Origin of the sequence: Acinetobacter sp. YH01004, from assembly GCF_013420455.1 — a bacterium.
Taxonomy (GTDB): domain Bacteria; phylum Pseudomonadota; class Gammaproteobacteria; order Pseudomonadales; family Moraxellaceae; genus Acinetobacter; species Acinetobacter towneri.
Genome location: NZ_VOXZ01000006.1, coordinates 20,939 through 44,675, shown reverse-complemented (window position 1 = coordinate 44,675; position 23,737 = coordinate 20,939). Strand labels below are relative to the sequence as shown.

Genomic DNA, 23,737 nt, shown 5'->3' with positions numbered 1-23,737 from the left:
TAAATTGATTATATTGTCTGTACATATTGTGGAGTGATGCTAATGAACAACATTATTCACAGTCGATTTGTCGCTAGTGTTTCGAAGCTTAAAGAAAACCCAATGAAAGTCGTCAATGAAGGATTTGGTGAAGCTGTCGCTATTCTGAATAGAAATACCCCTGCTTTTTACTGTGTTCCTGCTGAGTTATATGAAGAAATGATGGACTTAATTGAAGATCGAGAGCTTATAAAACTGGCTGAACAAGTTGATACTACAGAAACAGTAAAGGTATCTATTAATGACCTACGAGCTAGAGTTCGCAGACGCAGCTCTGAAGAAGTTTGATAAACTAAATCCACAAATTGCTGAACAATTTATTAAAAAGTTGGAAGCAATCTTAGATTTTCCCAAGATACCTAAAAATAAGTTACGTGGATCTTCTGATCTTTATAAACTAAAGCTTAAATCTGCAGGATATAGATTGGTGTACCAAGTTATTGACGATAGGGTTCTTGTATTAGTCCTAGATGTTGATCGGCGAGATACTGTCTATAAAAATATGTAAGCTAGATTAGCCCTCAATTTCAGATTGTAGGGCTTTTTAGCGCTTAGCTTTCTAGTTTTTAATCGTTGTGATACTGCTGCTCATTTTGGCAAGCACACCAAAAAAATATTTATCAATAAGCAATACTTTCCCCCATTCTTATCGCATAATAGAGCCATCTCAAACGCACTGTATTTGCGATTTAATTGGAAATCGCCCGTTTTTCCTTTTAAATACTCTCAATTTTCCCAATTTATTGAATTTAAAGAAGCATTTCTTATGAAAATCGTCATCTTAAATAAACCATATGACGTTCTCTCTCAATTCCGTGAAGATGAAAAACATCTCACCATGTCGGCTTTTGTTGATGATCCAGACTTACGTTTAGCTGGTCGTTTAGATATGGATTCGGAAGGCTTGGTGTTCTTGACTGATCATGGCGGCTTGAATCAGTTTATTACCAATCCAGCCAATAAAAAATACAAAACCTATTTGGTTCAAGTCGATGGTGATGTCACTGAAGATGCCTTGGCACAATTGCGTAAAGGCGTGGAACTGAAAGATGGCATGACTTTGCCTGCGCAAGCGTATAAAGTCGATGAGCCTGAATGGTTGTGGGAGCGTGATCCTCCTGTACGTTTCCGTGCTTCTGTACCTACTTCGTGGATTGAAATTTCAATTTGTGAAGGTCGCAACCGCCAAGTGCGTCGTATGACGGCTGCGGTTGGTTTTCCAACTTTGCGTTTAATCCGCACCAAAATTGGTTCGATTGACTTGGTACAGTTGGGTTTACAACCCGGTGAAACTAAAGAAATCGAACCGTTGTTGTATCCTGATTTTAAAGATGTGCCTGCTGCTGAACCGTATCGCTCGCGTTCTTATGTGAAAAAACCTGGTGGTACGGGTGGCAAGCCAATCCATCAAAAGAAAAATAAAGATGGCACTACCAAGAAAAAATCAGGTACGCCACGTATTTGGCAAATGGAAGAAAGTGAGAAACCTCGTCGTAAGACCAATGGTACTACACGCCCTAATACCAAAAGCCGTGGACGTCGGGCACGTTAATGAGTTGGTGAGTCAAAACTCAACTTGTTCAAGATACAAAAATGGATGCCGAAGCATCCATTTTTTTATAGCTGAACTTTAAATTAAACTTTAACTCAGCCTTTTAACCACTGTTCTACTTTTGCCTGATCTGTAACGCTTAATGCCACTTCTGGCAATTCAATCTGCGCAGCATTCAGTTCAAAAGTCATCAACTCATCACGGCGAAATGCATGAACAGTATAAGCTGCATCCTGTTTGGCATATTGCTCAAGTGATTTTACAGATGCCTTTAAGCCATCAATCGCAACAATCACATCAAGCGCAGAAAGTCCTGCTTTTGCCGCAGCACCTTCACGATGGGCAGCTTGTACCAACACCCCTTCAGGTTTATCTGCCAATTTTAAACCAAACGGCAAAGACTTATCCTGTTTTAGCTGATAATCAACGCCAAATTCAGGCAATAACTGATCGAGCGGCAATTCATCAGTCGTGTTAATTAAATGATGGATTTGCTCCGACCAATCATCTCCTGTCAATTCTTTACATAATTCAAAGATAGTGCGCTCATGCACTTGAATGCCCTGTTGCGCATTAGCGTACAATTTCTGCATTAAGGCATCTAAGCTTGAACCACGTAAACGCAAGCCCAAATCTAAACATAAAGCCACCAAACAGCCTTTGTTATAGTAGCTGGTTCCTGCATTGTTCGAGTTTTCATCTTGACGATAGAACTTGACCCAAGCATCAAAACTGGATTCTGCTACCGTTTGAATCGCACGACCCGGATTTTGCAAATAACGATCAATTTGTGCTTTGAGCAACTCCAAATAAGCCGCCTGATCAATTACACCACTACGCAGCAATAACAAATCATCGTAATAAGACGTAAAGCCTTCAAAAATCCATAACAGCGATGTATAACCTTCCTGATTCAGATCATAATTCACAAAGCTTTCAGGACGAATGAATTTCACCAACCAACTATGAAAATACTCATGGCTGCACAGACCTAAAAAGCGCTGATAATCTTTAGAAGGTTGTTCAGGTTCGTTAGCTTTCGGCAAATCATCACGCGGTGTAATTAAACTGGTACTGTTTGGATGCTCTAAACCGCCATAGCTATTGCCTGTTGCCATGGTCATAAAGGTATAGTTTTCAAATGGCGCAGAACCAAACATGGTAATTTGTGTAGCACAAATTTTTTCAATATCTTGCTGCATACGCGCAGCGTTCATTGCATGTTTGCCCGAAACCACAAATTCGTGTGGAATATCTGCTGCGGTAAAACTAAAACGGGTTTGTTCTGCCAATTCAAACGGTGCATCAATCAGTTCGGCATAGTTTTTGGCTTTTAAGGTATAACGCCCTTTCACCAAACTTTTTGCTGCCAAACCTGTCGCAAGCTGAAAATGCTTCAGCTCGTCTGGTAAAAATAATTCAACTTCAATAGCTTTATCTTCTTGCCCATCTAAGCCCAAACAGGCACAGGCAGGATTGACGTATAAACGGGTTTGATCGACATAAGCGCCACGCACTGACAAATCATAAGCGTAGACATCATATTCCACCGTAATCAATTCATGATCGGTGTTAAATAAGCGCCATTTATTCTTTTCAAATTTCTGAATTTTGAGGATACGCCCCGCTTCATCATAAGCACGTACCGACTCAAGATGTTTGGAAAATTCACGAATTAAATAGCTGCCTGGAATCCAAGTGGGTAGAGATAAAACCTGAGTAGGATTAGCCAAAAAACGCACGGTGACATGCATAAGATGCTGACGATAATCGTCAAATTCGATTTGATAATGCAACATAATGGGCAATACAAAATGTATAAATAAGAACTTGGCAACAAGCTTAACATTTTTTAGCAATTGATGCGTCAAGATGAGATTTGTCTGCATTTATGGGTAGCCATCTGAGCAAAAAAGGCATAGCATTCCCTAGTCAATTGTTATTGTTTTTGCTGCTTAAAACCATTGTGACACCAATGGATTGGTGTAAATAAGGAACTTCTTTGAAACGTGTTATCTATCTGATTGCGGCGCTCTGCTGGCTCTGCAGCGCAATCACGCATGCCGCATTATTGAATATTCAAGCTGAAAGTGTCGAAGCCGAAGCATGGGCAATTTTAGACCCACAATCTGGGCAAGTGATTGCAGAACACAATAGTCACGTACAACGTGCACCTGCTTCACTCACTAAAATGATGGTGGCCTATATTGTGCTGAAAGATATTCAGGCAGGTAAATTAGACCGACATGAAATTTTGACCGCAACACCTGTGGTAGAACAAGTGATGTGGGATGAATCACAAATGTATCTAAAAGCAGGTGAGCAGATTTCGGTAGATCAATTATTGGCAGGCTTAATTATTATGTCTGCTAACGATGCTGCACTCACTTTAGGTGAACGTGTTGCAGGTGGTGTGCCGCAGTTTATTGCCCGAATGAATCAGGAAGCGCAAGCTTTGGGTATGCAAGACACACATTTTCAGAATCCGTCTGGTGTGACCATGCCAAACCATTATTCTTCTGCGGCAGATATGGCACGTTTGGCACAAGCGATTGTGACTGAAACACCCGATTATTTGGCTTATTCAAAACAGACCAGTTTTACCTATAATCAGCACTTTCACCGTGCGACCAATATTTTATTAAAACAAGACCCAAGTGTAGATGGATTAAAAACAGGCTTCACCAAAGCTGCAGGCTACAACCTTGCCCTAACCGCAAACCGCCCAACACTGGACAGTGATGCACCTGAACGTCGTTTGGTAGTGGTGGTGATGGGAACCAAGAGTGCGCAAAAACGCGCTGAGGTGGCACATCAATTATTAAATTTAGCCTATAGCTATACCCGTAATGAAGTCGCGATTAAACCCAAACAAATGATTGCAGAATTGCCTGTGGTGAAATCGACTTTACGCATGTTTAAGATTGAAAGCAGTCAGCCAAAGTTTGTGACGACATCGCTGTATGAACAGCCACATGCAATTAACATGGCGCAGTTTGATCAAAGCACTCAACGTTTACAACTTCTGAATGCACAAGGTGGATTAGAAACACTTGAACCTGCACAGCGTACACAAACGCATGTCAATATTGAATTGTCTGAAAAATTGCTGACTGCGCCATTGGCACAGGTCATGAAACTTGCAACCGTACACGTTTATCAAAATAATCAATTGATTAACAGCTTTGCGATTGAAGAACATGTCAACATTGTTGAAGCCAATATTTTTGAAAGAATCATGATGTGGTTTGGTAGTTTGTTTAATTTCTTTAGCCATCAACCTGTAGAAGATGAGAAAACTTCACTCGGTTAGAAGCCGATGATCCTCAAGAATTAAATATCACCAAGATGGGCAATGTCCCATCTTTTTTATTGTCATCTACACATCATACAAAGGGCTTAAAATGAGCCTGCCATAAAATCTGCAAATTTATAGGTATGACGCATAAATTTGCATTGAAATTATAAAATTTGCCCCGATTAACTAAAAAATGTCATAAAAAACTCGGAAAAGTGAAGAATTTGCAGAAATGTCTATAACAAATTCCACGTTTCACTTTATGATGTACCCTTAAAAAATTGAATGGATCAATAACATGACTGCTATTGCAAATGACCTCGTGGTTTCTTTCCACTACACATTGACTAACGCAGAGGGTGAAACTCTCGACAAATCTCAAGGTGAACCACTTGCCTATTTGCATGGTGCAGGTAATATCATCCCTGGTTTAGAAAAAGCGTTAGAAGGTAAAACAGTAGGTGAAAAATTTACTGTAAACGTACCTGCAGCTGAAGGTTATGGCGAATACAACCCAGACTTAGTACAAGAAGTTCCTGCACAAATGTTCCAAGGTGTAGACAACATCCAAGCGGGCATGCAGTTCCAAGCGCAAACTGATGATGGCGTTCAAATCGTAACTGTAAAAGCAGTTGAAGGTGACAACGTAATTGTTGATGCAAACTTCCCACTTGCTGGTCAAGATTTAACGTTTGAAGTAGAAATCGTTGAAATCCGTGAAGCTTCTCAAGAAGAATTAGATCACGGTCACGTACACGGTGCGGGTGGTCATCACCACTAAGATCAGTATTGATCGAAGCAAAAGGCAAAGTATTTTTACTTTGCCTTTTTTGTTTGTCATTCTAAAATTCAGGATAAGCACATGACTGAAAGATCCTTTCAGGCAGACTATTGCGGAAAGATCATTACAGGAAAAATCAACACAGCACATTGTCGTTTTATTGGACAATTAAACCCTTCGCATTTAAGACAATTTTACCCAGTCATGCTTATAATGAAGTCACCTTTCTAGCGCTCACATCAAGCATTCTTCCCATGCAAAACTATAATTTAGTTTGGTTCCGACAAGATTTAAGAATTTCAGATCACACCGCACTTTGGCATGCTAGCCAAGCAGGAGCTTGTATTGGCGTGGTGATTCTTTCGCCTCAGCAATATCGTTTACATCACGATGCGCCCATTAAAATTGACTTTTACTTGCGTCAATTAAATGCACTAAAAGACGAACTCGCACAACTCAATATCCCACTGATTGTTCAAATTACACCATCTTGGGCTGACATTGCACAAACACTGCTCCAACTATGCCAAACATTGAAGGACTCTCATCCGATTCAAAATATTTATGCCAATATTGAATTGGGAGTGAATGAGCTAAAACGTGATCTTGAAGTTCAACAAACCTTGAACCAACACGGTCAGGATTTGGTTTTGTACCATGACCGCACGCTTTTTCCTGTGGGTACGGTGCGCAATCAGAGCATGAAACCGTATCAGGTATTCAGCGCATTTAAAAAGTATGCCTATCAACAGTTGAATGTCAGTATTCCGCGTTGCTTTCCTCTGCCACAAGCTCAAACGTCGATTCAACTTCCTGAACAATATCTCTCTACTGTACCAAGTTTAGAACACTTAGGTTTCGACCCGCTTCCAACGGCACAACAAAACTTATGGGCAGTCACGGAACAACATGCACATCACTTGTTGGATGATTTTACACGTGAAAAAATGCACGATTATCAGCAACAGCGTGATTTTCCTGCGTTGTCTGGTACCAGCCAATTATCTGCGTATTTAAACTGTGGCATTCTCTCCATTCGGCAATGTCTGGCTGCGGTTTTTGCTCATTCACAAGGGCATTTTCATCTCGAAAATGTAGGACAACAAACTTGGTTAGATGAATTACTTTGGCGTGAGTTTTATCAACATATTTTGTTTGATTATCCCAAAGTTTCAAAGCACCGCCCTTTTAAAGATCAGACCGCACAGGTGGCGTGGCGAAATGATCCTGCAGGTTTAGCAGCATGGCAACAAGGAAAAACAGGCATCCCCATTGTGGATGCAGGCATGCAACAACTTTTGCAAACGGGCTGGATGCATAATCGAGTCAGAATGATTTGCGCAATGTTTCTGTGCAAAAACCTGTTAATTGACTGGCGCTTGGGCGAACAGTGGTTTATGCAACATTTAATTGATGGTGATTTGGCTGCCAATAACGGTGGCTGGCAATGGTGTGCCTCGACTGGTACAGATGCAGTGCCCTATTTTAGGATTTTCAACCCTGTGAGCCAATCACAAAAGTTTGACCCCAATGGTGATTATATTCGCACATGGCTACCTAAACTGGCTCATTTAGATGCCAAAAATATTCATGAACCATATGCGAAAAATCCAAATCTAAAACTGGATTATCCTCATCCAATTGTAGATTTAAAACTTAGCCGATTACGTGCCATAGAAGCCTTTAAACAGCTTTAAGAGTACAAACAGGAGATTGGTCAGTCTCGCCCCCATCTGCCATAGGTTAGCATGATGGGAGATTCAACGATTAAACCGACAGTTAGGCGGCTTGCTCGTCACGTTTAAAGACCAATTCGCCTTTTAAAGAACTGTCTGCATCGAAATAATAACCTTCACTATTGAATGCTTTTAAGTCTTCTGCGCGTTCTAATTTATTCTCGATGATAAAACGTGCCATCAAACCACGGGCTTTTTTGGCATAAAAACTGATGACTTTATATTTACCATTTTTCTGATCTAAAAATACAGGTTTAATAATTTCAGCCTGAATTTTTGCTTCCTGCACCGACTTATAATATTCATCGGAAGCTAGATTCACCAATAATGCCGACTGGTTATGTTTTAAATCTTGGTTAATTAAATTGGTGATGATATCGCCCCAGAAACGATACAAATTTTCACCGCGCGCATTATGCAACTTAGTGCCCATTTCCAAACGATACGGCATCATTAAATCCAATGGACGCAATAAGCCATATAAGCCAGAAAGCATGCGCAAGTGTTGTTGAGCAAACTCAATCTCTGCAGCAGATAAACTATAAGCATCTAAGCCTGTGTACACATCACCTTTAAAGGCAAACATGGCCTGACGTGCATTGGCAAGATCAAACTCTGCTTGCCAGTCACGAAAACGCTCGACATTCAAAGTGGCAATTTTTTCACTGACACTCATTAAACTGGCAATTTCTGTAGCAGAAAGTTTACGTGCTACATCAATTAACTCTTGTGAATGTTGAAGTAATCTAGGTTGAGTATATTCATCGCTTGGTAATGCAGTTTCATAATCTAAAGTCTTGGCTGGAGAAATTAAAGCGAGCATAAACCACCTAAATAAAAAATACTGCGCTCACTATAGCAGCAGCTTTCAACAAACTCCAATGCGTGTTTTTGTTTAACCCTATCGGAAAAACACGTTGCGTTGTATTGCTAGAAGATGATCTCTTAGATCAATCCAACGTGGAGGCTGAGGTGCTTTTATTTCAGTGTCTGCTTTAAAAAAACATTGATTCACTCTGATCAGTTGAGCTTATTTTTTTTATAGTACTTGCAACATTTCTCTAGGCAATAAAAAACCCACTTAACTCTCCCAAATTAAGCGGGTTAAATAAAAATTATTTTGTTGTATTGTTCTTGCTGCTTAATATACGGTTGCGATGTGTCATTTAGATGACATTTCAATTAAAAAATGAATAGGATCTGTTGACATTTGCTGTATAAAAAAATAGCGAGATAGTAAAATTCAATCGCCAAACCAAATTCACTACTCGCTATACCTCGTAAAATGTTGAATGATCAACACTGGTCTAAGTTAAAAGCTATTCTCGCAATTTTAATATTTATCTCAAATCAAATTTGAGAAATTTTTTTGAGGCAATCCTATATCGTATTAGAACAGGATGCCCTTCGAGAGATTTACCCGAGGTTTTTGGTAATCCGAACTCAATTTTTAAAAAGTACAATCGCTGGTCTAATAAAGATAAGATAATGAAAATATTTAAAATATTCTCAGAGAACGCTGATCGTGAATGGATATTTATTGATGCTACTCATGTTAGAGCACACCAACATTCAGCAGAAATCCCTAATCAGGATATTTCAAAAAGTGTTGGGGGTAATAGTTCTAAAATTCACTTAGCTATTGACTCTCACGGTAACCCGATCGAATTTATTATTTCAGATGGAACCACCCATGATGTCAAAGTTGCCCCTATTTTAGTCGAACAATTAGATTTAACTGACACTGAAATAGTCTGTATGGATAAAGGCTATGATTCTGAAATATTAAGAGAGCAGATTAAAAATTAAAGTGCTAAAGCGAATATACCGAAGAAATCAAACACGAAATCAAGTAATGATCATATGGACTGGTATTTATATAAAATCAGACACTTAGTTGAGAATGCTTTTTGCCGTTTGAAGCAATTCCGAGGAATTGCTACACGGTTTGATAAACTAAAGCGAAACTTTCGAAGCGCAGTTGCCTTAGCTTGTATTTATCTGTGGCTGCCTTTATGAAATGTCAACAGACCCTATTTTTAATTTAAAAATCATGTATAGATTTTAAACATCCAACACATATCGTCCTAGTTTAACCTTTCCACTCAAATTCACTAAAAGATTGGTCTTCTTTCAGAGTATTTTCTACCGCTTGCGCCAATTGATTTAATAAACTTTGCTCTGTAATCCGTTCTAGCCAGTCTTGTTCTTCATTGGGGTATGAAGTAATTTCACAAACAAGATGTCCATCTTCACCACGGCTTTGACAGTTCACAGCCAAAGGCAGCGCATGTTGATCTACACTTACAGCGACTTGTGCACCACTCTGCGGCAACGTTTGAAAGCCATAGTGAGATAAGTTTTGTGAAAGTAAATTCGCCACATAATTCTGTGCCAAAGTGCAATCTTGTAACTCTTGTTTATTTTCACAATTCGCCATAAATTTTAATTTGCGCATGCTCGAACCCAAAGGCTTTTTTCTTGTATGGGTTTAGCATAAGCAATAAAACGCAAACAGCCAAGCAAAAGCTTGGCTGTTTCAGCATAAAGTCTAGGCTTTGCGACTCTTCATCGCAGCCCCTATCGTTTTGGCTTATTCTGTCACTTGAATATTCAGACCTGCCACACCTGCAAGCTCAGTAAAGGTAGGGAAACTTGTTGCTACTGTTTCTGTACCTACAATTTTAATTTCACCAGAAGTACGCAAGCCTGCCATAGAGAAACTCATGGCGATACGATGGTCATGATGTGATTCAATCTCGCCGCCTGTAAATATCGCTGACCAGTCGCCTGCTTTGCCTTTACCCTGAATGATGATGCCATCGTCAGTTGGTGTGCAGTCAATGCCCATGGTTTTTAAACCATCTGCCATCACTTGAATACGGTCTGATTCTTTTACGCGCAATTCTGCAGCACCTGTCAGTACAGTTTGACCTTCAGCACAAGCTGCAGCAATGAACAATGCAGGAAATTCATCAATCGCCAATGGCACTTGATCTTCAGGAACATGAATCCCTTTTAAAGTACGTGAACCACGAATACGAATATCTGCAATTGGTTCACCGCCTGCAATACGTTCATTTTCCACGCTCAGGTCTGCACCCATTTGTTTCAGAATTTCAATCACACCTGTACGGGTTGGGTTAATGCCCACCGCTTCTAAGGTTACATCTGAATTTTCTGTAATGGCTGCACCCACCATGAAGAATGCCGCAGATGAAATATCAGAAGGTACTTGAATATCTGTACCCACCAATTTACCGCCGCCTTGCAATGAAATACGGTTACCTTCAGTTTTCACTTCATAACCAAATGCACGTAACATACGTTCGGTATGGTCACGCGTTGGTTCAGGCTCAGTCACTGAAGTTTCACCTTCTGCCCAAAGCCCTGCCAATAAAATACCTGATTTCACCTGTGCAGATGCCATTGGCAAATCATAGTGAATACCTTTCAGCGCTTGCGCACCTGTAATCGATACTGGCGGTGTGCCACGTTCACCCGTCGTTTGAATTTGTGCACCCATTTCACGCAATGGTTTAGCAATACGTTCCATTGGACGCTTGGTCAATGACGCATCACCTGTCATAACAGAATCAAACTGCTGTGCAGATAACATGCCTGCCAACAAACGCATAGATGTGCCTGAGTTGCCCATATAAATTGCGCTTGCAGGTGCTTTTAAACCTTGCATGCCTACGCCATGAATGGTGACTTCACCATTTTTAGGGCCTTCAATGCTCACACCCATATCACGAAATGCTTGCAAAGTCGCCAATGCATCTTCACCTTCAAGGAAACCTGTCACATGCGTAGTGCCTTCGGCAATTGCACCAAACATAATGGAACGATGTGACACAGATTTGTCACCCGGTACGGTAAATTTACCTTGGAAAGTCTTAGCACCCGGCAAAATCGTAAATTGTTGTGTCACGTTATTGTTCTCCATAAAAGGTTTCTTGGCGAGCATATGATTAAAATGCTGTCGTGCCGCTTGTGCATGTCCAAGCAAGCCCATTAAAGCATGCGAGTCTTCTTGTTCAATCAGTTGGCGAATAATCGCGAGTTGACTTTCAAAGCCATCCACCGCTTTTAACAATGCAGTTTTATTGGCCAAGAAAATGTCATGCCACATTTGTGGATCGCTGGCAGCAATACGTGAGAAGTCACGAAAGCCACCTGCAGCATAGCGGAAAATGTCTAAATTATCTTCCCGATTTGCCAATTGTTCGACCAAATTAAAGGCCATTAAATGTGGAAGATGACTGGTATACGCCAATACCTCATCATGTTTTTCCACATCCATGCAAATTACTTCGGCTTTGGCGCTTTCCCACATTTGAATCAGTTTATTGACTGCCCACGGCGCACTGCTTGGCAATGGTGTCAAAATGACTTTGTGATTGGCAAATAAATCAACCTTGCCTGCATGCACGCCTGTATGCTCTGCCCCAGCAATTGGATGCCCGGGTACAAAACCTGCAGGTAAATGTTCTCCAAAAACCGCTTTGGCTGCAGCCACGACACTGCCTTTGGTGCTGCCTACATCGGTCAGAATTACATTATCTGCCAAATGTGGCTGAATTAATCGCAAGACTTTTTCTGTAGCTTGCACAGGTAGCGCCAACACCACTAAATCTGCGCCTTGTACCGCATCTACAGGATTGTTAAAGCCTTGTTCAATTAATCCTAATTCCAAAGCATCTTGCAGCGTTTTTTCAGAACGGGTCGATGCCACAATATGCCGACTTAAGTTTTCTGCCAGCATTACACGTGCCAAACTCGAGCCTATTAGCCCGAGTCCGATAAATGCAACTTTTTCAAACAATGGTTGCGCCATGTTTTATGCCTTCGCTTCCTTGCCCAATACTTTGGCTAATGCACGCAGGAACTTGGCATTTTCTGCTTCTGTGCCAATTGAAACACGTAAATGGGTCGTAATACCCACAGGACGTACAATTACACCTTCTTTCAATAAGGCATTAAAAGTTTGACCCGGATCGGCTTCTACATCTACCAAAATAAAGTTAGCACGTGAAGGCACATAATTCAGACCCAATGCTTTAAAGCCTGCTTCCAATTGCGCCATGCCTGCTTTGTTGGCAATACGTGATTTTTCGATAAAATCTTCGTCTTTTAATGCCGCAACCGCAGCCACCATTGCCAAGTGATTGACGTTAAATGGTTGACGAATACGGTTTAAATAATCGGTCACTTCTGCAGAAGCTAAAGCAAAACCAACGCGCAGCGCCGCCAAACCATAGCACTTAGATAAAGTACGGCTCACGATTAAGTTTGGATATTGCTCAAGGAATTTAAGGCTGTTGAAGTTTTCTGGGAAATATTCCACATAGGCTTCATCTAATACCACAATCACCCGTGCAGGAACTTTTTGCATAAAGGCTTCAAATTCAGCCTCTTCAAACCATGTGCCTGTTGGGTTATTTGGGTTAGCAATAAAAATTAACTTGGTGTTGTCTTGAATTGCTGCTGCCATAGCATCCAAGTCATGTGAGAAGCCTTTGGCAGGCACTTCAATCGCTTGAGCATTAATCGCTTGCGTTACCAAAGCATATACTGCAAAGGCATGTTGGCTATACAACACTGAATCTTGATCTGAAACGAATGCGCGAGCAAACATTTCTAGCAAATCGTTTGAACCATTACCCAAAGTAATACGGTCATGCGCAAAGCCAAATTGTTTTTGAATTTGGTCTTTTAAAATAAAACCACCACCATCTGGATAGCGACCAATTTCAGCAATTTCTGCTGCAACGGCTTCTTTGACTTTGTCTGAACAGCCCAATGGGTTTTCATTTGAAGCAAGTTTGACGATATCTGTAATCCCCAACTCACGCTCAAGTTCACTGATTGGTTTACCTGGTTGATAAGGCTTTAACTTCGAGATGCCTTCATTGGCTGGGACAAACGACATTTTACACTTCCAGTTGACTAGGTGGTGAATGTGGCGCGCATGACAAACATGCACATCACTGAATTAAATACGATTACAACACGGCAGCAGGATAAGAACCCAAGACACGAATTTCTTTCACCAATGGACGGATTTCTTCAATCGCTGCACGGACATTGTCTTGCTCGACATGCCCTTCTAGGTCAATGAAGAATACATAGGCCCATTTTTCAGGCAAGGCAGGACGTGTTTCAATACTGGTCAAGCTAATATTGTGCTTCGCAAATGGTGCAAGAATCTCAAGCAATGCCCCTGCGCGGTCATGTGCAGACACCAACAATGAAGTTTTATCATTGCCACTTGGTGGAACTTTCTCACGACCAATCACCAAGAAACGTGTGGTATTTTCTGGGTTATCTTCAATATTGCTATGTAAAATTTCGAGTTCGTAAATATTGGCCGCAATTTCAGAAGCAATTGCAGCAGAATGCCATTCATTACGAATACGGCGCGCTGCTTCTGCATTGGAGCTGAGTGCCACACGTTCTACACCCGGATAATGTACATCTAACCATTTACGGCATTGTGCCAAAGTTTGCTGATGCGCATAAATTTGTTTAATGCTGTCTTTACGAGTGTTTTCTGACACAAGGAATTGGTGATGAATACGCAATTCTACTTCACCAATCACATTTAATGGCGATGATTTAAAGCAATCTAAAGTATGGTTCACCACACCTTCAGATGAGTTTTCGACAGGTACTAAACCATAGTGTGCACTGCCTGCTTCCACTTCACGGAAAACTTCATCAATAGTAGGCAAAGGACGCACAATCGCATCTTGACCAAAATGTTTAAGTACTGCGGAATGCGTATAAGTACCAATTGGCCCTAAAAACGCAATACTTTGTGGCGCTTCAAGTGCCAAACATGCCGACATAATTTCACGGAATAAACGTGCCATGGTCACATCAGACAACGGCCCTTCGTTGCGTTCCATAACATTACGTAAAACTTGCGCCTCACGTTCAGGACGGTAAAACAACGGGCTCTCTTCTGCTGCAAATTTTGCTTTCGCCACCGCTTCAGCAAGTCGTGCTCGACGGTTAATCAGCTGCTGAATCTGTTGATCTACAGAGTCAATATCTTCACGGATTTTAGCGAGATCAAGAGAAGTCGTTGTGTTCTGATCGTCTTGGATCATTGTTATGTCGCCCTTCATAAACATTTTGCAAATAGTATAACAATAGTTAGCTTTCAAATGTTGCGCAATACAACTTTCAGTGTTTCAGATTTAAAAACATACAGTTGATCAAAGCATCACCAATCTATACATTTAAGCCGCAACTTTGCACAACGTACCGCTTAAAACTGGGCAACTATGCTTTTCTTTTTTGCATCTCTAATTCTAAGCGGTGTAATTTTATTTTTAAGTGTAATTATCAATCAGCTCATTGCTTTTAAGTCTGATCAAATTCATAAAAAAAGAGCCAGCACTGGGCTGACTCTGGAGATGATCCTTGATCTTTATTCAATTGGACTTTTAGGCATTGTTTTAACGCCCCAATAAACCACGCGCGACAATTTCTTTCATAATTTCATTGGTTCCACCGTAAATTCGCTGGATTCGCGCATCGACAAAGAAACGAGAAATCGGGTATTCCGTCATATAGCCATAACCGCCAAACAGTTGCAGCAATTGATCGGCAATTTTCATTTGCATATCTGTCGCAAAGCTTTTTAAAGCGGCTGCAGTTTCGACGTCCAGTTTGCCCTGCATATACAATTCGACGTTTTGATTATAAAAAGCAGCGGTTGCCAATTCATCAATTTTAGCCTGTGCCAAAACAAAACGGGTGTTCTGGAACTGACCAATGGCTTGTCCAAACGCCTGACGCTCTTGCACATATTGTGTGGTCACATCAATTGAACCTCGAATAGCACCCAATGCAGTAGCTGCAATCGCAGTACGTTCACGTGGCAATTCTTGCATTAAATAGGCAAAACCATGCCCTGCCTGTCCTAACAATTGATTTTTCGGCACTTTGACATTGTCAAAGAATAGCTCTGACGTGTCTTGTGAATGCAAACCAATTTTTTCCAAATTGGTGCCTTTTTTAAAGCCTTCTAAATGAGTATCGACCAACATGAGCGACACGCCTTTGGCACGTGCTTGCGGATCTGTTTTTACTGCCAAAACCACTAAGTCTGCATGCTGACCGTTAGAAATAAAGGTTTTAGAACCATTCAGTACATAATGATCATCTTGCAAAATGGCGTTGGTACGCATGGCTTGTAAGTCTGAACCCGCACCTGGCTCGGTCATGCCAATTGCACCAACCACTTCACCCGACACCATTTTAGGCAGCCAGTATTGTTTTTGTTCTTCTGTACCAATATGCAAAATGTACGGCGCAGCGATTTCAGAGTGACAGGAAATACCTGTAGAGAGTGCGCTATAACCTGCACGTGCCGACTCTTCGACCAACATTAGGGAATAATGCGTTGGAACACCATAGCCGCCATATTCTTCAGGCACATCAATACATAAAAAGCCATTTTCACCTAACAGATTCCACACGCTGCGCGGCATGATGCCCTCACGTTCCCACGCAGCATAATGCGGTGCAATATGCTCCTGCATAAAACGTCGAAAGTTATCTCTAAATAATTCTAAATCAGCATCATAAGCCAGCATATCCAATCCTTTATTTTTCAATTGTTGTTTTCAATAGTATCCATGCTATGCATTTTTATACAGGCTGTCATGTTTTATCCCTACAGATTGTCTTACTTTACAGTCAAACTTTAGTCGTCATTTCAGATATGCAATGAAACTTGTGGCAGCTCGTACAAGCTGAAGCTGTGAATAGTGCTGCAAACTGTTGCCGAAGTTTATACACTAGTATACTAACTAAAGATGTGTGTGAACTCGCTTATGCCAAATACAAACCCCAATAAAAGAAATATTTATAAAGATGCAGAACATCCATTCGCACAATTTATTCGAATTATTGGCAAAGGCAAAACAGGCGCACGTTCACTGACCTATGACGAGGCCTATCAAGCTTTTTCTATGATTTTGCGCAATGAAGTGTTGGATGTGCAATTGGGTGCTTTTTTAATGTTGCTGCGTGTGAAGGAAGAATCTGTAGAGGAGTTGGCAGGTTTTGTACAAGCTACCCGTGATCAACTGCAATTTAAACCGCTTCAGGTCGATTTAGACTGGTCATCTTATGCAGGTAAACGCAGACATTATCCGTGGTTTTTATTGGCAGCGCTGACTTTAGCAAAACATGGCTATAAAGTGGTGATGCATGGTGCTTCTGGGCATACCATCAACCGTTTATATACCGAACAAGCACTGCAATATTTAGATTATCCAATTTGCCAAAATGACCTAGACGTTGAGCAACAATTAGCGCAGCGTAATTTTGCTTATTTACCTTTAGATGTTATTTCACCGATTTTGAGTGAGTTGATTAATTTACGCAATGTGATGGGTTTACGTTCTCCTATTCATACCCTTGCCCGTTTAATCAATCCTTTTAATGCCAAAGCCACCATGCAGGCGATCTTCCACCCCGCTTATCGCAGTTCACATCAACAAGCCGCATTTCAGCTGGGTTATCAAAACAGTGCAGTGATTAAAGGCGAAGGTGGCGAGTTTGAACGCAACCCCGATGCCAAAACTTTAATTTGTGGCATCAAAAATGGCGCTTTATATGAACACGAACTGCCTAAACTGACCGATAACCGCAGCCCTATAGAAGAAGAACTGGATTTGGCAGTATTTAAAGCCGTCTGGCTAGATCAGCAAACTCATGAGTATGGTGAAGTCGCCATTACCGAAACCATAGGTATCGCTTTATATACCATGGGCGTTTGTGATGATTATGCTGTAGCGATGCAAAACGCACAGCAGCTTTGGCAAAATCGTCACAACTAAAACGTCATTGAAAATACAAAAAAAGACACCCATCTCAGGTGTCTTTTTTTGTATTTTCAATTTTTCTGAAAGCTTTCTTACATCATTTAAACAAAACGAATCGGTTTAAATTCTTCATGCTTGTGATGATCGTCATCACACTGCTCGCCTTCTTCTTTAGTGCCACGGTCAATATAGCCACTACGCTCAGTTTCAGGCAGGTTTTTCATTTCCCACGCATACACTGCTTGCATACAAATTTGACGTTGCTCTTGGGTCAGCGCAACACCGTTTGGCCACTTGCCAATTTCAATTGCCGTTTTTAAACGTCCAACAATTTCAGGATCGAGTACGGCAAGCATTTGTTCAATATTCATCATTCATCCTGCTGTTGCATTGATTCAAAATCTTGATTCCACCCTAATTTGGTACGACATGCCATATAGAAGTCATAACCTGGTGGATGTAATAAATTTAATTTATAAGGATGTTTGCGGATATGCAAACTATCTCCGACATTTAATGAAACACTATGTTGACCGTCAGCACTAACCATCGGCAACACACGGTTTTCACGAATATTGATTTTAATTTCGCTGTGTCCACCCACCACAATTGGGCGTGAAGACAAGGTATGTGGATGCATAGGCACCAATGCAATTGCATCCATGCTCGGATGTACAATTGGGCCACCACCCGACAAAGCATAAGCCGTTGAACCTGTTGGGGTCGAAACGATTAAACCATCACTGTGCTGACGATAGACATATTGCCCATCAATATTCAGTTCAAAGTCAATCATGTGAACCGACTTACCCGAATGTAGCACCACATCATTTAAGGCAATGGCTTCATAAATGATTTCGCCTTTAGAGCGCACTTCCATTTCCAGTAAAAAACGGCGGTCTGACTGAAAATGCCCTTGCAAAACCTGATCAAGTTTAAAGATTACTTCTGTCGGTTTAATATCGGTTAAAAAGCCTAAACGCCCGCGGTTCACACCAATTACAGGGGTATTGTATTTAACCAAAGCGCGTGCTGCATGCAGCAATGAACCATCACCACCCACCACAATCACCAAATCGACCACTTCGCCTAATAAAGCACGGCTAACTGTTTGGGTATTGTTATAAGGTACAAGTTGAGCAGTGTCAGAATCAAAAACGGGATGCAAACCCAATCCTAAAATATGGTCGTGAATCAGACATAATGTTTCTACAACAGAATATTTGTCTGGACGACCAATCAGTCCAATGTTCCGAAAGTTCTTATGTGAAATTTGCACCTGCGATATCGCTCCGCTACGATTCGACGCCTATCATAGCACTAACCTAGTTGATTTAAAAAAACTTTAGTGATTCAAAATTCTAATTTTTTAGTACACTATTTCTCATCATTTATCGTTATATTATCAAACTTTTTCATACACAAATTTTTCGCAAAATAAGATAACTATAAAACGAGAAAAATCAAATATATTTAAAATTTCTAACAAGCTAAAACAATAAAAAATCTGTATGCTACACACTTCTAACCACATCTTTTTTTACTCTTAAATTCTAAAGAATATATCGGTCATTTTTATGAATCTTAATAAATATTTAGCCATTTACGGAGCAGGAATATTTTTTGCTGGACTTATGTTTTTGGCTAAACATGATTACTTAAATTTCTATCAAGAAAAAGCGCAAGAATTTAACACTAATAAACCCGTAAGTTTTGTTCAGCCTATTGAAAACAAGGTTAGTCTTTCTCAAAACACCCTACCAAATCAGTCAGACAAAAATCTTTTGGAACAACTTAAAGTAGATATAGAAGATACAAAACTGTCCTTCCCTTTGCAAAATGAAGATAAATCAACCTTTATAGATGTAATTCTCATAGATAAAGATGTTGCCTATACCATTATTACCCCGCTAACAAAATCTGATTTTACCGCAGAATATATTCGCTTGATTACTGAAACCAATTGTAATGATGAATATTTGCAACCTTATTTAAATGCAGGTTTTAGTTTTACTTATAAATTTTTTGACCTACACATGAATCGTATCTTGGACTTAAGCACCAACCTTAATCACTGCGAAGGTTTACAACAAGCTAATACTATTTAATTAAATTGAGCATAATTTTTCCCTTCAGTCACAGATTAATTATTGCAAATTCAGTAAAAGCTTCGCATGATTAGCAAAATTTATCAGGATCTTATCGCGATTTATGAAGTCTGAGCGTGGCATAGGCATAATTGCATTACTATTTTGCATCATCGTTATTGGTGGATTTATTGCATTTAGTATCTACTTGATTCGTCTGGATAATATTGTCAGAGACAAATTTGAAGGACAGCGTTGGGATATTCCAGCCAAGGTTTTTGCACGCCCATTAGAAGTGTATAACAATGCACCTGTCAGCCAGACCGACTTTACTCAAGAACTAAAACTGCTTGGCTATAAAAATACAGATAATTACGCTAAATCAGGCAGTTATGTCAGCGATGGTAATACTTTATTTGTGCATACCCGTGGTTTTGACTTTGGCGATAGTGTTGAACCTGAACAGGTTTTAAAAGTCAGCTTTGCCAATAATCAAATTAGTGAGGTGAGTGCCACCAAGCCTTCTAATACAGGCATTGCACGTTTAGAACCGATGTTGATTGGCGGAATCTATCCGCAGCACAATGAAGATCGAGTGCTGATTAAACTGAATAAAGTGCCTAAACCACTCATTGAAGCTCTTATTGCCACCGAAGATCGTAATTTCTATCAACACCACGGCGTTTCAATTCGTGGTACTGCACGTGCCATTGTCAGCAACGTCACGGGTGGCAAACGTCAGGGTGGTTCTACCCTTACGCAGCAATTGGTGAAAAACTTTTATTTAAGCCCAGAGCGCACTTTAAAACGTAAAGCCAATGAAGCACTCATGGCTATGCTGATTGAGTTGCATTACAGCAAAGATGAAATTTTAGAAGCCTATTTAAATGAGGTGAATTTAGGTCAAAACGGTAACTATTCTATTAATGGTTATGGTCTAGCTTCACAGTTTTATTTTGGTATGCCGTTGCGTGAGCTAAACATTTCACAACAAGCCTTTTTGGTCGGTTTGGTACAAGGTCCATCATTATATAATCCTTGGCGCAACCCTGAAGCTGCCAAAAAACGTCGTGACATTGTACTAAACAATATGTTGGTGATGGGTTATTTAAACCAAGAACAATATGAAAAAGAAACTGCGCGTCCCTTAAATGTCATTACAAAACCGACCATTGGCCCTGCCCGTTTCCCTGACTTTTTAGATATTGTCCGCCGCCAATTACGTACTGAATATCAAGAAGGAGATTTGACCAATCAGGGTTTGCGTATCTTCACGACGCTTGATCCGATTGCACAAACCAATGTACAAAATGCCTTTAAAGCATCGGTTGAGCGTTTAAGTAAAGCCAATCCAAAGCGTTTAAAAGATTTACAAGGCGCGGTGCTGATTTCTCATCCTGAAAATGGCGAGTTAGTGGCAGCGGTAGGTTCTACGCAAGATTTTACGGGTTTTAACCGTGCCTTGGATGCCAAACGTCAAGTTGGCTCATTGCTCAAACCGATTATTTATTTAAGTGCAATTGAGTCTGGTCGATATAACTGGGCAAGTCCTGTAGAAGACAGTCAGATCAGCATCCCAATTGATGGTAAATCTTGGACACCACGTAATTACAGTGGCAGCGACCATGGGATTGTGTCTATGTCACAAGCCTTATCGCAGTCTTATAACCTGTCTGCAGTTCGTTTGGGTCAGGAGTTTGGACTATCCACCTTCCGTAATCACCTCATTAAATTTGGTGTACCAAGTGATGCGATTCCGCAATATCCATCTATTTTCTTGGGTGCGGTAGATTTATCACCAATGCAGGTGATGGATATTTATGGCAACTTTGCCACAGGTGGTTTTAAATATCCGACCAAAGCGATTCGTACCGTGGTCGATGCCAATGGACGTTTACTGGATCGTTATGGTTTAACTGTACAACAAACTATTGATCCTTCTGCCGCCTATATTTTGAATTATGGCTTACAGCAAGTGATGAGTTCTGGTACAGGTCGTTCAGCTTATAATAGCTTATCGACAGATTTAAAATTGGCAGGCAAATCAGGTACAACCAATGATACTCGTGATTCATGGTTTGCGGGCTATTCAGGCAATTATTTAGCCGTTGTATGGCTTGGTTTGGATGATAACAAAGTCACAGGCTTAACAGGCTCGTCTGGTGCTTTGCCTGTCTGGAGTAATGTGATGCAGCAATTGCGTCAAAAACCTGTCAACTTACGTCAGACCGAACAAATTCAATGGCATTGGATTGACCGCAGTTCTGGGCATTTATCTGCACAAGGCTGTGAAGGTGCGATGTATATTCCAGTGAATCGTAATAATGTACCGCGTCAGGCAACCGCATGTGGTTTTTCACACTATCAAGTTGAACCCGTTTACCAACCCGATACTGAAACTCAGCAAACAGCTCCTGAAACCAGTGACAGTATCGAAAATTATATCCGTGAAACTGAACCCGTAACAGATGACAATACCGATGGTCGTGTCATCTCAAGTGGCAGTTATATCAATTAAACTTGAGGATATCGGTCAGTTACGCTTATGAAATTATCACGTTTAAGACAGGTTTTTTTCACCACATTCGCTATGGGTGCGATGGCAACGATTGTAGCTTGCCAGAGTTTACCTGAACCGCCTGCTCCTCAGCCTGTGCCTGAAAAACCTAAAACTGTGACGACACCAGAAGGTGTGGTGATTCGTCCTTATGAACGTGAAGAAATTAAGCGTCAATCGTTGCAAGTGGTGGTGCCACAACAAACCGTGCAACAAAAATTAGAGGATGGTCGTAGTTTGCCTGCTTTTCAAAAGTTGATGCAGCAAACCCAGACCGCTTATAAACAAGGTCAATTCAATCAGGCCGAAACAGCAGCTTTGCAAGCGCAGCGACTTGCCCCGCAAGCGGCTGAAACCTATTTATATTTGGCTTTAATTGCCAACCAAAAAAAGCAACCTGCCAATGCAGAAGCCTTGGCACGTCGTGGTTTAAGCTATGCACAAAGCGATGCCATGAAACGTCAATTGTGGTTAGTCATTCAAAAAGCAGCACAGCAACAAAATAATGCCAAAAGCCTTGCGCAAGCCCAACAAGCTTTGAAGGATTTGTAAGGACGATGATTTAATAAACTAAAAATCGCTGAGTGTAATTACATCAGCGATTTTTTATTTGTCAAACCAGAAATTCAAATAAAACGTACGCCTGCAATGCCATAGGCATGATGCTGCTCTGCCGTAGCAAAATCATCCTGAGTTAAGCCACCCAAAGCAAAAACAGGAATATCGACAAACTCAGCAATCTGTTGGAATTTTTCCCATCCTAAAGGTGTGGCATCATGATGCGTAGTAGTTGCTAAAACAGGGCTGAGCAAAATTGCTTCACAGCCAATTTGCTGTGCATGTTGTGCCGAAACAATGTCATGACATGCTGCAATATAACGCTGCCCGACTTTTAAATCGCCCTTTTGGAATTGCATTAGTTGCGATTGTTTCAAATGAATTGCTGCAATCGCGTGTTGCTGAATCGTATTTAATTGCTTCCACAATTCCAAATTGATAATCACTTGCCCCAGTTGCTCAATGCAATATTCTGACAATTCAACCTTGCAGGCAGCATTGGGCTCAACCCGCCAATACAGCAGTTTTTGCTTAGGCAAATTTGCTAAATGTTTTAAATCTTCACTGACTTTAATAGCCTGTTGCCACGCCAGTCGTTGCACAATTGCACGATTGGCTTGCGGAAAATTCAGCTCTAAAAGTTGCGGACGGCTAAACCATGTCCAAGGCACTTGAATATCTTTTAATAAAGCCGCAGGTACAGCAGCCTGAAAAATATGCAGATTGACAATCACATCATCATATTCATGGCAAATAATATCAAAGGCATGCCAATGCTGTATGCCAATACCAACTTCTTCAAACACCTCACGGCGGCAGGCATCTACAGGAGTTTCGCCTGCTTCCACTTTTCCACCAGGAAACTCGTGTTTATTGCCCTGATGTTGTTTGGCTTCGCGCCAACCCACTAACACTTTGTTTTGATGAAATAACAGCGCAATTGCCACATGAATATTTGGCTTGGACATGAACCCGTTTCCTTTTCTGCAATGTACGTTTAACTGCAAATTGTAGACTTTTATAAAATCAAAAATAATCCGTTGACAGGCTTATATGATAATGATTATCATTTAAAACAATTCTTACACACCACGGAGTAACTCAAAATGAACGCCCCATTTAATTTATTTTCACGTCATTCAGACACTCAGCATGCCCTACCTATGTTACATTCAAATAACTTGTTTGCGCTAGGACGCGAAATTCGTATTTTGCATGCAGGCGAAGAATATCGTTTACGCTTAACCCGTAACAATCGTCTTATTCTCACAAAATAATTAA

21 protein-coding genes and 1 pseudogene are annotated in these 23,737 nt (G+C 40.7%); 12 read left to right on the top strand and 10 right to left on the bottom strand.

Going from position 1 to position 23,737, the window contains the following annotated elements; all coding sequences use genetic code 11:
• Positions 1–42: 42 nt before the first annotated feature.
• The 3 genes from FTT71_RS06000 to FTT71_RS05990 all read left to right on the top strand — a co-directional run bounded on the left by FTT71_RS06000 (position 43) and on the right by FTT71_RS05990 (position 1,591).
• Entirely contained in the window at positions 43–327 is a 285-nt protein-coding gene (locus FTT71_RS06000; protein ID WP_154320647.1) for a type II toxin-antitoxin system Phd/YefM family antitoxin, read from the top strand.
• Entirely contained in the window at positions 281–547 is a 267-nt protein-coding gene (locus FTT71_RS05995; RefSeq protein WP_154320646.1) for a type II toxin-antitoxin system RelE/ParE family toxin, read from the top strand. Before FTT71_RS06000 ends, FTT71_RS05995 begins: the two co-directional genes overlap by 47 nt.
• A gap of 258 nt (positions 548–805) precedes the next feature.
• The gene (locus FTT71_RS05990) at positions 806–1,591 is read left to right on the top strand and encodes an rRNA large subunit pseudouridine synthase E (RefSeq protein WP_096901872.1); all 786 of its coding nucleotides are present in this window, start codon (positions 806–808) and stop codon (positions 1,589–1,591) included.
• A gap of 95 nt (positions 1,592–1,686) precedes the next feature.
• On the opposite strand, the gene FTT71_RS05985 is transcribed toward FTT71_RS05990, so the two are convergent.
• Entirely contained in the window at positions 1,687–3,390 is a 1,704-nt protein-coding gene (locus FTT71_RS05985) for a M61 family metallopeptidase (RefSeq protein ID WP_180160816.1), read from the bottom strand.
• A gap of 203 nt (positions 3,391–3,593) precedes the next feature.
• Between FTT71_RS05985 and FTT71_RS05980 the strand changes: the two genes are divergently transcribed.
• From FTT71_RS05980 to FTT71_RS05970, 3 genes are all read left to right on the top strand, one after another.
• Complete coding sequence (locus tag FTT71_RS05980; RefSeq protein ID WP_180079903.1) at positions 3,594–4,904, top strand: D-alanyl-D-alanine carboxypeptidase family protein; 1,311 nt, start codon at positions 3,594–3,596, stop codon at positions 4,902–4,904.
• Positions 4,905–5,187: 283 nt separating this feature from the next.
• The gene (gene slyD / locus FTT71_RS05975; RefSeq protein ID WP_004972992.1) at positions 5,188–5,670 is read left to right on the top strand and encodes a peptidylprolyl isomerase; all 483 of its coding nucleotides are present in this window, start codon (positions 5,188–5,190) and stop codon (positions 5,668–5,670) included.
• A 254-nt stretch (positions 5,671–5,924) separates the two neighbouring features.
• Positions 5,925–7,367, top strand: a complete 1,443-nt coding sequence (locus FTT71_RS05970; RefSeq protein ID WP_180160800.1) for a deoxyribodipyrimidine photo-lyase — start codon at positions 5,925–5,927, stop codon at positions 7,365–7,367.
• A gap of 82 nt (positions 7,368–7,449) precedes the next feature.
• On the opposite strand, the gene yaaA is transcribed toward FTT71_RS05970, so the two are convergent.
• Positions 7,450–8,229 (bottom strand): peroxide stress protein YaaA, encoded by a 780-nt coding sequence (gene yaaA, locus FTT71_RS05965; RefSeq protein WP_179990676.1) that lies wholly within the window; start codon positions 8,227–8,229, stop codon positions 7,450–7,452.
• Between the two features lie 450 nt (positions 8,230–8,679).
• On the opposite strand from yaaA, the pseudogene FTT71_RS05960 reads away from it, so the two are divergent.
• Positions 8,680–9,425, top strand: a pseudogene (locus tag FTT71_RS05960) (IS5 family transposase).
• A gap of 73 nt (positions 9,426–9,498) precedes the next feature.
• On the opposite strand, the gene FTT71_RS05955 reads toward FTT71_RS05960, so the two are convergent.
• The 5 genes from FTT71_RS05955 to FTT71_RS05935 form a co-directional block, all read right to left on the bottom strand.
• Positions 9,499–9,864, bottom strand: a complete 366-nt coding sequence (locus FTT71_RS05955; protein WP_004972981.1) for a hypothetical protein — start codon at positions 9,862–9,864, stop codon at positions 9,499–9,501.
• Between the two features lie 135 nt (positions 9,865–9,999).
• Complete coding sequence (locus tag FTT71_RS05950) at positions 10,000–12,246, bottom strand: bifunctional prephenate dehydrogenase/3-phosphoshikimate 1-carboxyvinyltransferase (protein WP_136144523.1); 2,247 nt, start codon at positions 12,244–12,246, stop codon at positions 10,000–10,002.
• A 3-nt stretch (positions 12,247–12,249) separates the two neighbouring features.
• A complete protein-coding gene (gene hisC, locus FTT71_RS05945; protein ID WP_004972978.1) occupies positions 12,250–13,341 on the bottom strand; it encodes a histidinol-phosphate transaminase in 1,092 nt (363 codons plus the stop codon).
• Between the two features lie 73 nt (positions 13,342–13,414).
• The gene (gene pheA / locus FTT71_RS05940; RefSeq protein WP_004972976.1) at positions 13,415–14,524 is read right to left on the bottom strand and encodes a prephenate dehydratase; all 1,110 of its coding nucleotides are present in this window, start codon (positions 14,522–14,524) and stop codon (positions 13,415–13,417) included.
• 351 nt (positions 14,525–14,875) lie between these two features.
• On the bottom strand, positions 14,876–16,018 hold the full coding sequence (locus FTT71_RS05935; RefSeq protein ID WP_096901859.1) for an acyl-CoA dehydrogenase family protein: 1,143 nt from the start codon (positions 16,016–16,018) through the stop codon (positions 14,876–14,878).
• Positions 16,019–16,258: 240 nt separating this feature from the next.
• Between FTT71_RS05935 and FTT71_RS05930 the strand changes: the two genes are divergently transcribed.
• Entirely contained in the window at positions 16,259–17,269 is a 1,011-nt protein-coding gene (locus tag FTT71_RS05930) for a glycosyl transferase family protein (RefSeq protein WP_180060925.1), read from the top strand.
• Between the two features lie 86 nt (positions 17,270–17,355).
• On the opposite strand, the gene FTT71_RS05925 is transcribed toward FTT71_RS05930, so the two are convergent.
• Both FTT71_RS05925 and FTT71_RS05920 read right to left on the bottom strand, forming a co-directional pair.
• A complete protein-coding gene (locus FTT71_RS05925) occupies positions 17,356–17,625 on the bottom strand; it encodes a YeaC family protein (protein WP_004972971.1) in 270 nt (89 codons plus the stop codon).
• Positions 17,625–18,542, bottom strand: a complete 918-nt coding sequence (locus FTT71_RS05920; RefSeq protein ID WP_207973958.1) for an NAD(+) kinase — start codon at positions 18,540–18,542, stop codon at positions 17,625–17,627. The genes FTT71_RS05925 and FTT71_RS05920 overlap by 1 nt, the downstream gene beginning before the upstream one ends.
• A gap of 289 nt (positions 18,543–18,831) precedes the next feature.
• Between FTT71_RS05920 and FTT71_RS05915 the strand changes: the two genes are divergently transcribed.
• The 3 genes from FTT71_RS05915 to FTT71_RS05905 all read left to right on the top strand — a co-directional run bounded on the left by FTT71_RS05915 (position 18,832) and on the right by FTT71_RS05905 (position 22,450).
• Positions 18,832–19,362: a hypothetical protein gene (locus tag FTT71_RS05915; protein ID WP_167846107.1), complete on the top strand. Its 531-nt coding sequence runs from the start codon at positions 18,832–18,834 to the stop codon at positions 19,360–19,362.
• A 103-nt stretch (positions 19,363–19,465) separates the two neighbouring features.
• Positions 19,466–21,859: a penicillin-binding protein 1B gene (mrcB, locus tag FTT71_RS05910; protein WP_180160799.1), complete on the top strand. Its 2,394-nt coding sequence runs from the start codon at positions 19,466–19,468 to the stop codon at positions 21,857–21,859.
• A 72-nt stretch (positions 21,860–21,931) separates the two neighbouring features.
• Positions 21,932–22,450: a hypothetical protein gene (locus tag FTT71_RS05905; protein WP_096901888.1), complete on the top strand. Its 519-nt coding sequence runs from the start codon at positions 21,932–21,934 to the stop codon at positions 22,448–22,450.
• A 74-nt stretch (positions 22,451–22,524) separates the two neighbouring features.
• Here the strand turns inward: FTT71_RS05905 and FTT71_RS05900 are convergent, their stop codons facing one another.
• On the bottom strand, positions 22,525–23,424 hold the full coding sequence (locus FTT71_RS05900) for an NUDIX domain-containing protein (RefSeq protein WP_179990675.1): 900 nt from the start codon (positions 23,422–23,424) through the stop codon (positions 22,525–22,527).
• 138 nt (positions 23,425–23,562) lie between these two features.
• Here FTT71_RS05900 and hemP point away from each other — a divergent pair, with 138 nt between their 5' ends.
• Positions 23,563–23,733 carry a hemin uptake protein HemP gene (hemP, locus tag FTT71_RS05895; protein ID WP_004972965.1) on the top strand — a complete coding sequence of 57 codons (171 nt, stop codon included), beginning with the start codon at positions 23,563–23,565 and terminating at the stop codon, positions 23,731–23,733.
• The last annotated feature ends 4 nt before the right edge of the window (positions 23,734–23,737 follow it).

Bases quoted from the DNA above. Each gene is read 5' to 3' on its own strand.
- FTT71_RS05985 (WP_180160816.1), bottom strand. From the start codon at position 3,390: ATGTTGCATTATCAAATCGAATTTGACGATTATCGTCAGCATCTTATG.
- pheA (WP_004972976.1), bottom strand. From the start codon at position 14,524: ATGATCCAAGACGATCAGAACACAACGACTTCTCTTGATCTCGCTAAA.
- hisC (WP_004972978.1), bottom strand. From the start codon at position 13,341: ATGTCGTTTGTCCCAGCCAATGAAGGCATCTCGAAGTTAAAGCCTTAT.
- FTT71_RS05990 (WP_096901872.1), top strand. From the start codon at position 806: ATGAAAATCGTCATCTTAAATAAACCATATGACGTTCTCTCTCAATTC.
- FTT71_RS05930 (WP_180060925.1), top strand. From the start codon at position 16,259: ATGCCAAATACAAACCCCAATAAAAGAAATATTTATAAAGATGCAGAA.
- FTT71_RS05900 (WP_179990675.1), bottom strand. From the start codon at position 23,424: ATGTCCAAGCCAAATATTCATGTGGCAATTGCGCTGTTATTTCATCAA.
- FTT71_RS05905 (WP_096901888.1), top strand. From the start codon at position 21,932: ATGGGTGCGATGGCAACGATTGTAGCTTGCCAGAGTTTACCTGAACCG.
- FTT71_RS05950 (WP_136144523.1), bottom strand. From the start codon at position 12,246: ATGGCGCAACCATTGTTTGAAAAAGTTGCATTTATCGGACTCGGGCTA.
- FTT71_RS05915 (WP_167846107.1), top strand. From the start codon at position 18,832: ATGAATCTTAATAAATATTTAGCCATTTACGGAGCAGGAATATTTTTT.
- FTT71_RS05925 (WP_004972971.1), bottom strand. From the start codon at position 17,625: ATGAATATTGAACAAATGCTTGCCGTACTCGATCCTGAAATTGTTGGA.
- yaaA (WP_179990676.1), bottom strand. From the start codon at position 8,229: ATGCTCGCTTTAATTTCTCCAGCCAAGACTTTAGATTATGAAACTGCA.
- FTT71_RS05995 (WP_154320646.1), top strand. From the start codon at position 281: ATGACCTACGAGCTAGAGTTCGCAGACGCAGCTCTGAAGAAGTTTGAT.
- FTT71_RS05970 (WP_180160800.1), top strand. From the start codon at position 5,925: ATGCAAAACTATAATTTAGTTTGGTTCCGACAAGATTTAAGAATTTCA.
- FTT71_RS05955 (WP_004972981.1), bottom strand. From the start codon at position 9,864: ATGCGCAAATTAAAATTTATGGCGAATTGTGAAAATAAACAAGAGTTA.
- slyD (WP_004972992.1), top strand. From the start codon at position 5,188: ATGACTGCTATTGCAAATGACCTCGTGGTTTCTTTCCACTACACATTG.
- FTT71_RS05935 (WP_096901859.1), bottom strand. From the start codon at position 16,018: ATGCTGGCTTATGATGCTGATTTAGAATTATTTAGAGATAACTTTCGA.
- FTT71_RS06000 (WP_154320647.1), top strand. From the start codon at position 43: ATGAACAACATTATTCACAGTCGATTTGTCGCTAGTGTTTCGAAGCTT.
- mrcB (WP_180160799.1), top strand. From the start codon at position 19,466: ATGAAGTCTGAGCGTGGCATAGGCATAATTGCATTACTATTTTGCATC.
- hemP (WP_004972965.1), top strand. From the start codon at position 23,563: ATGAACGCCCCATTTAATTTATTTTCACGTCATTCAGACACTCAGCAT.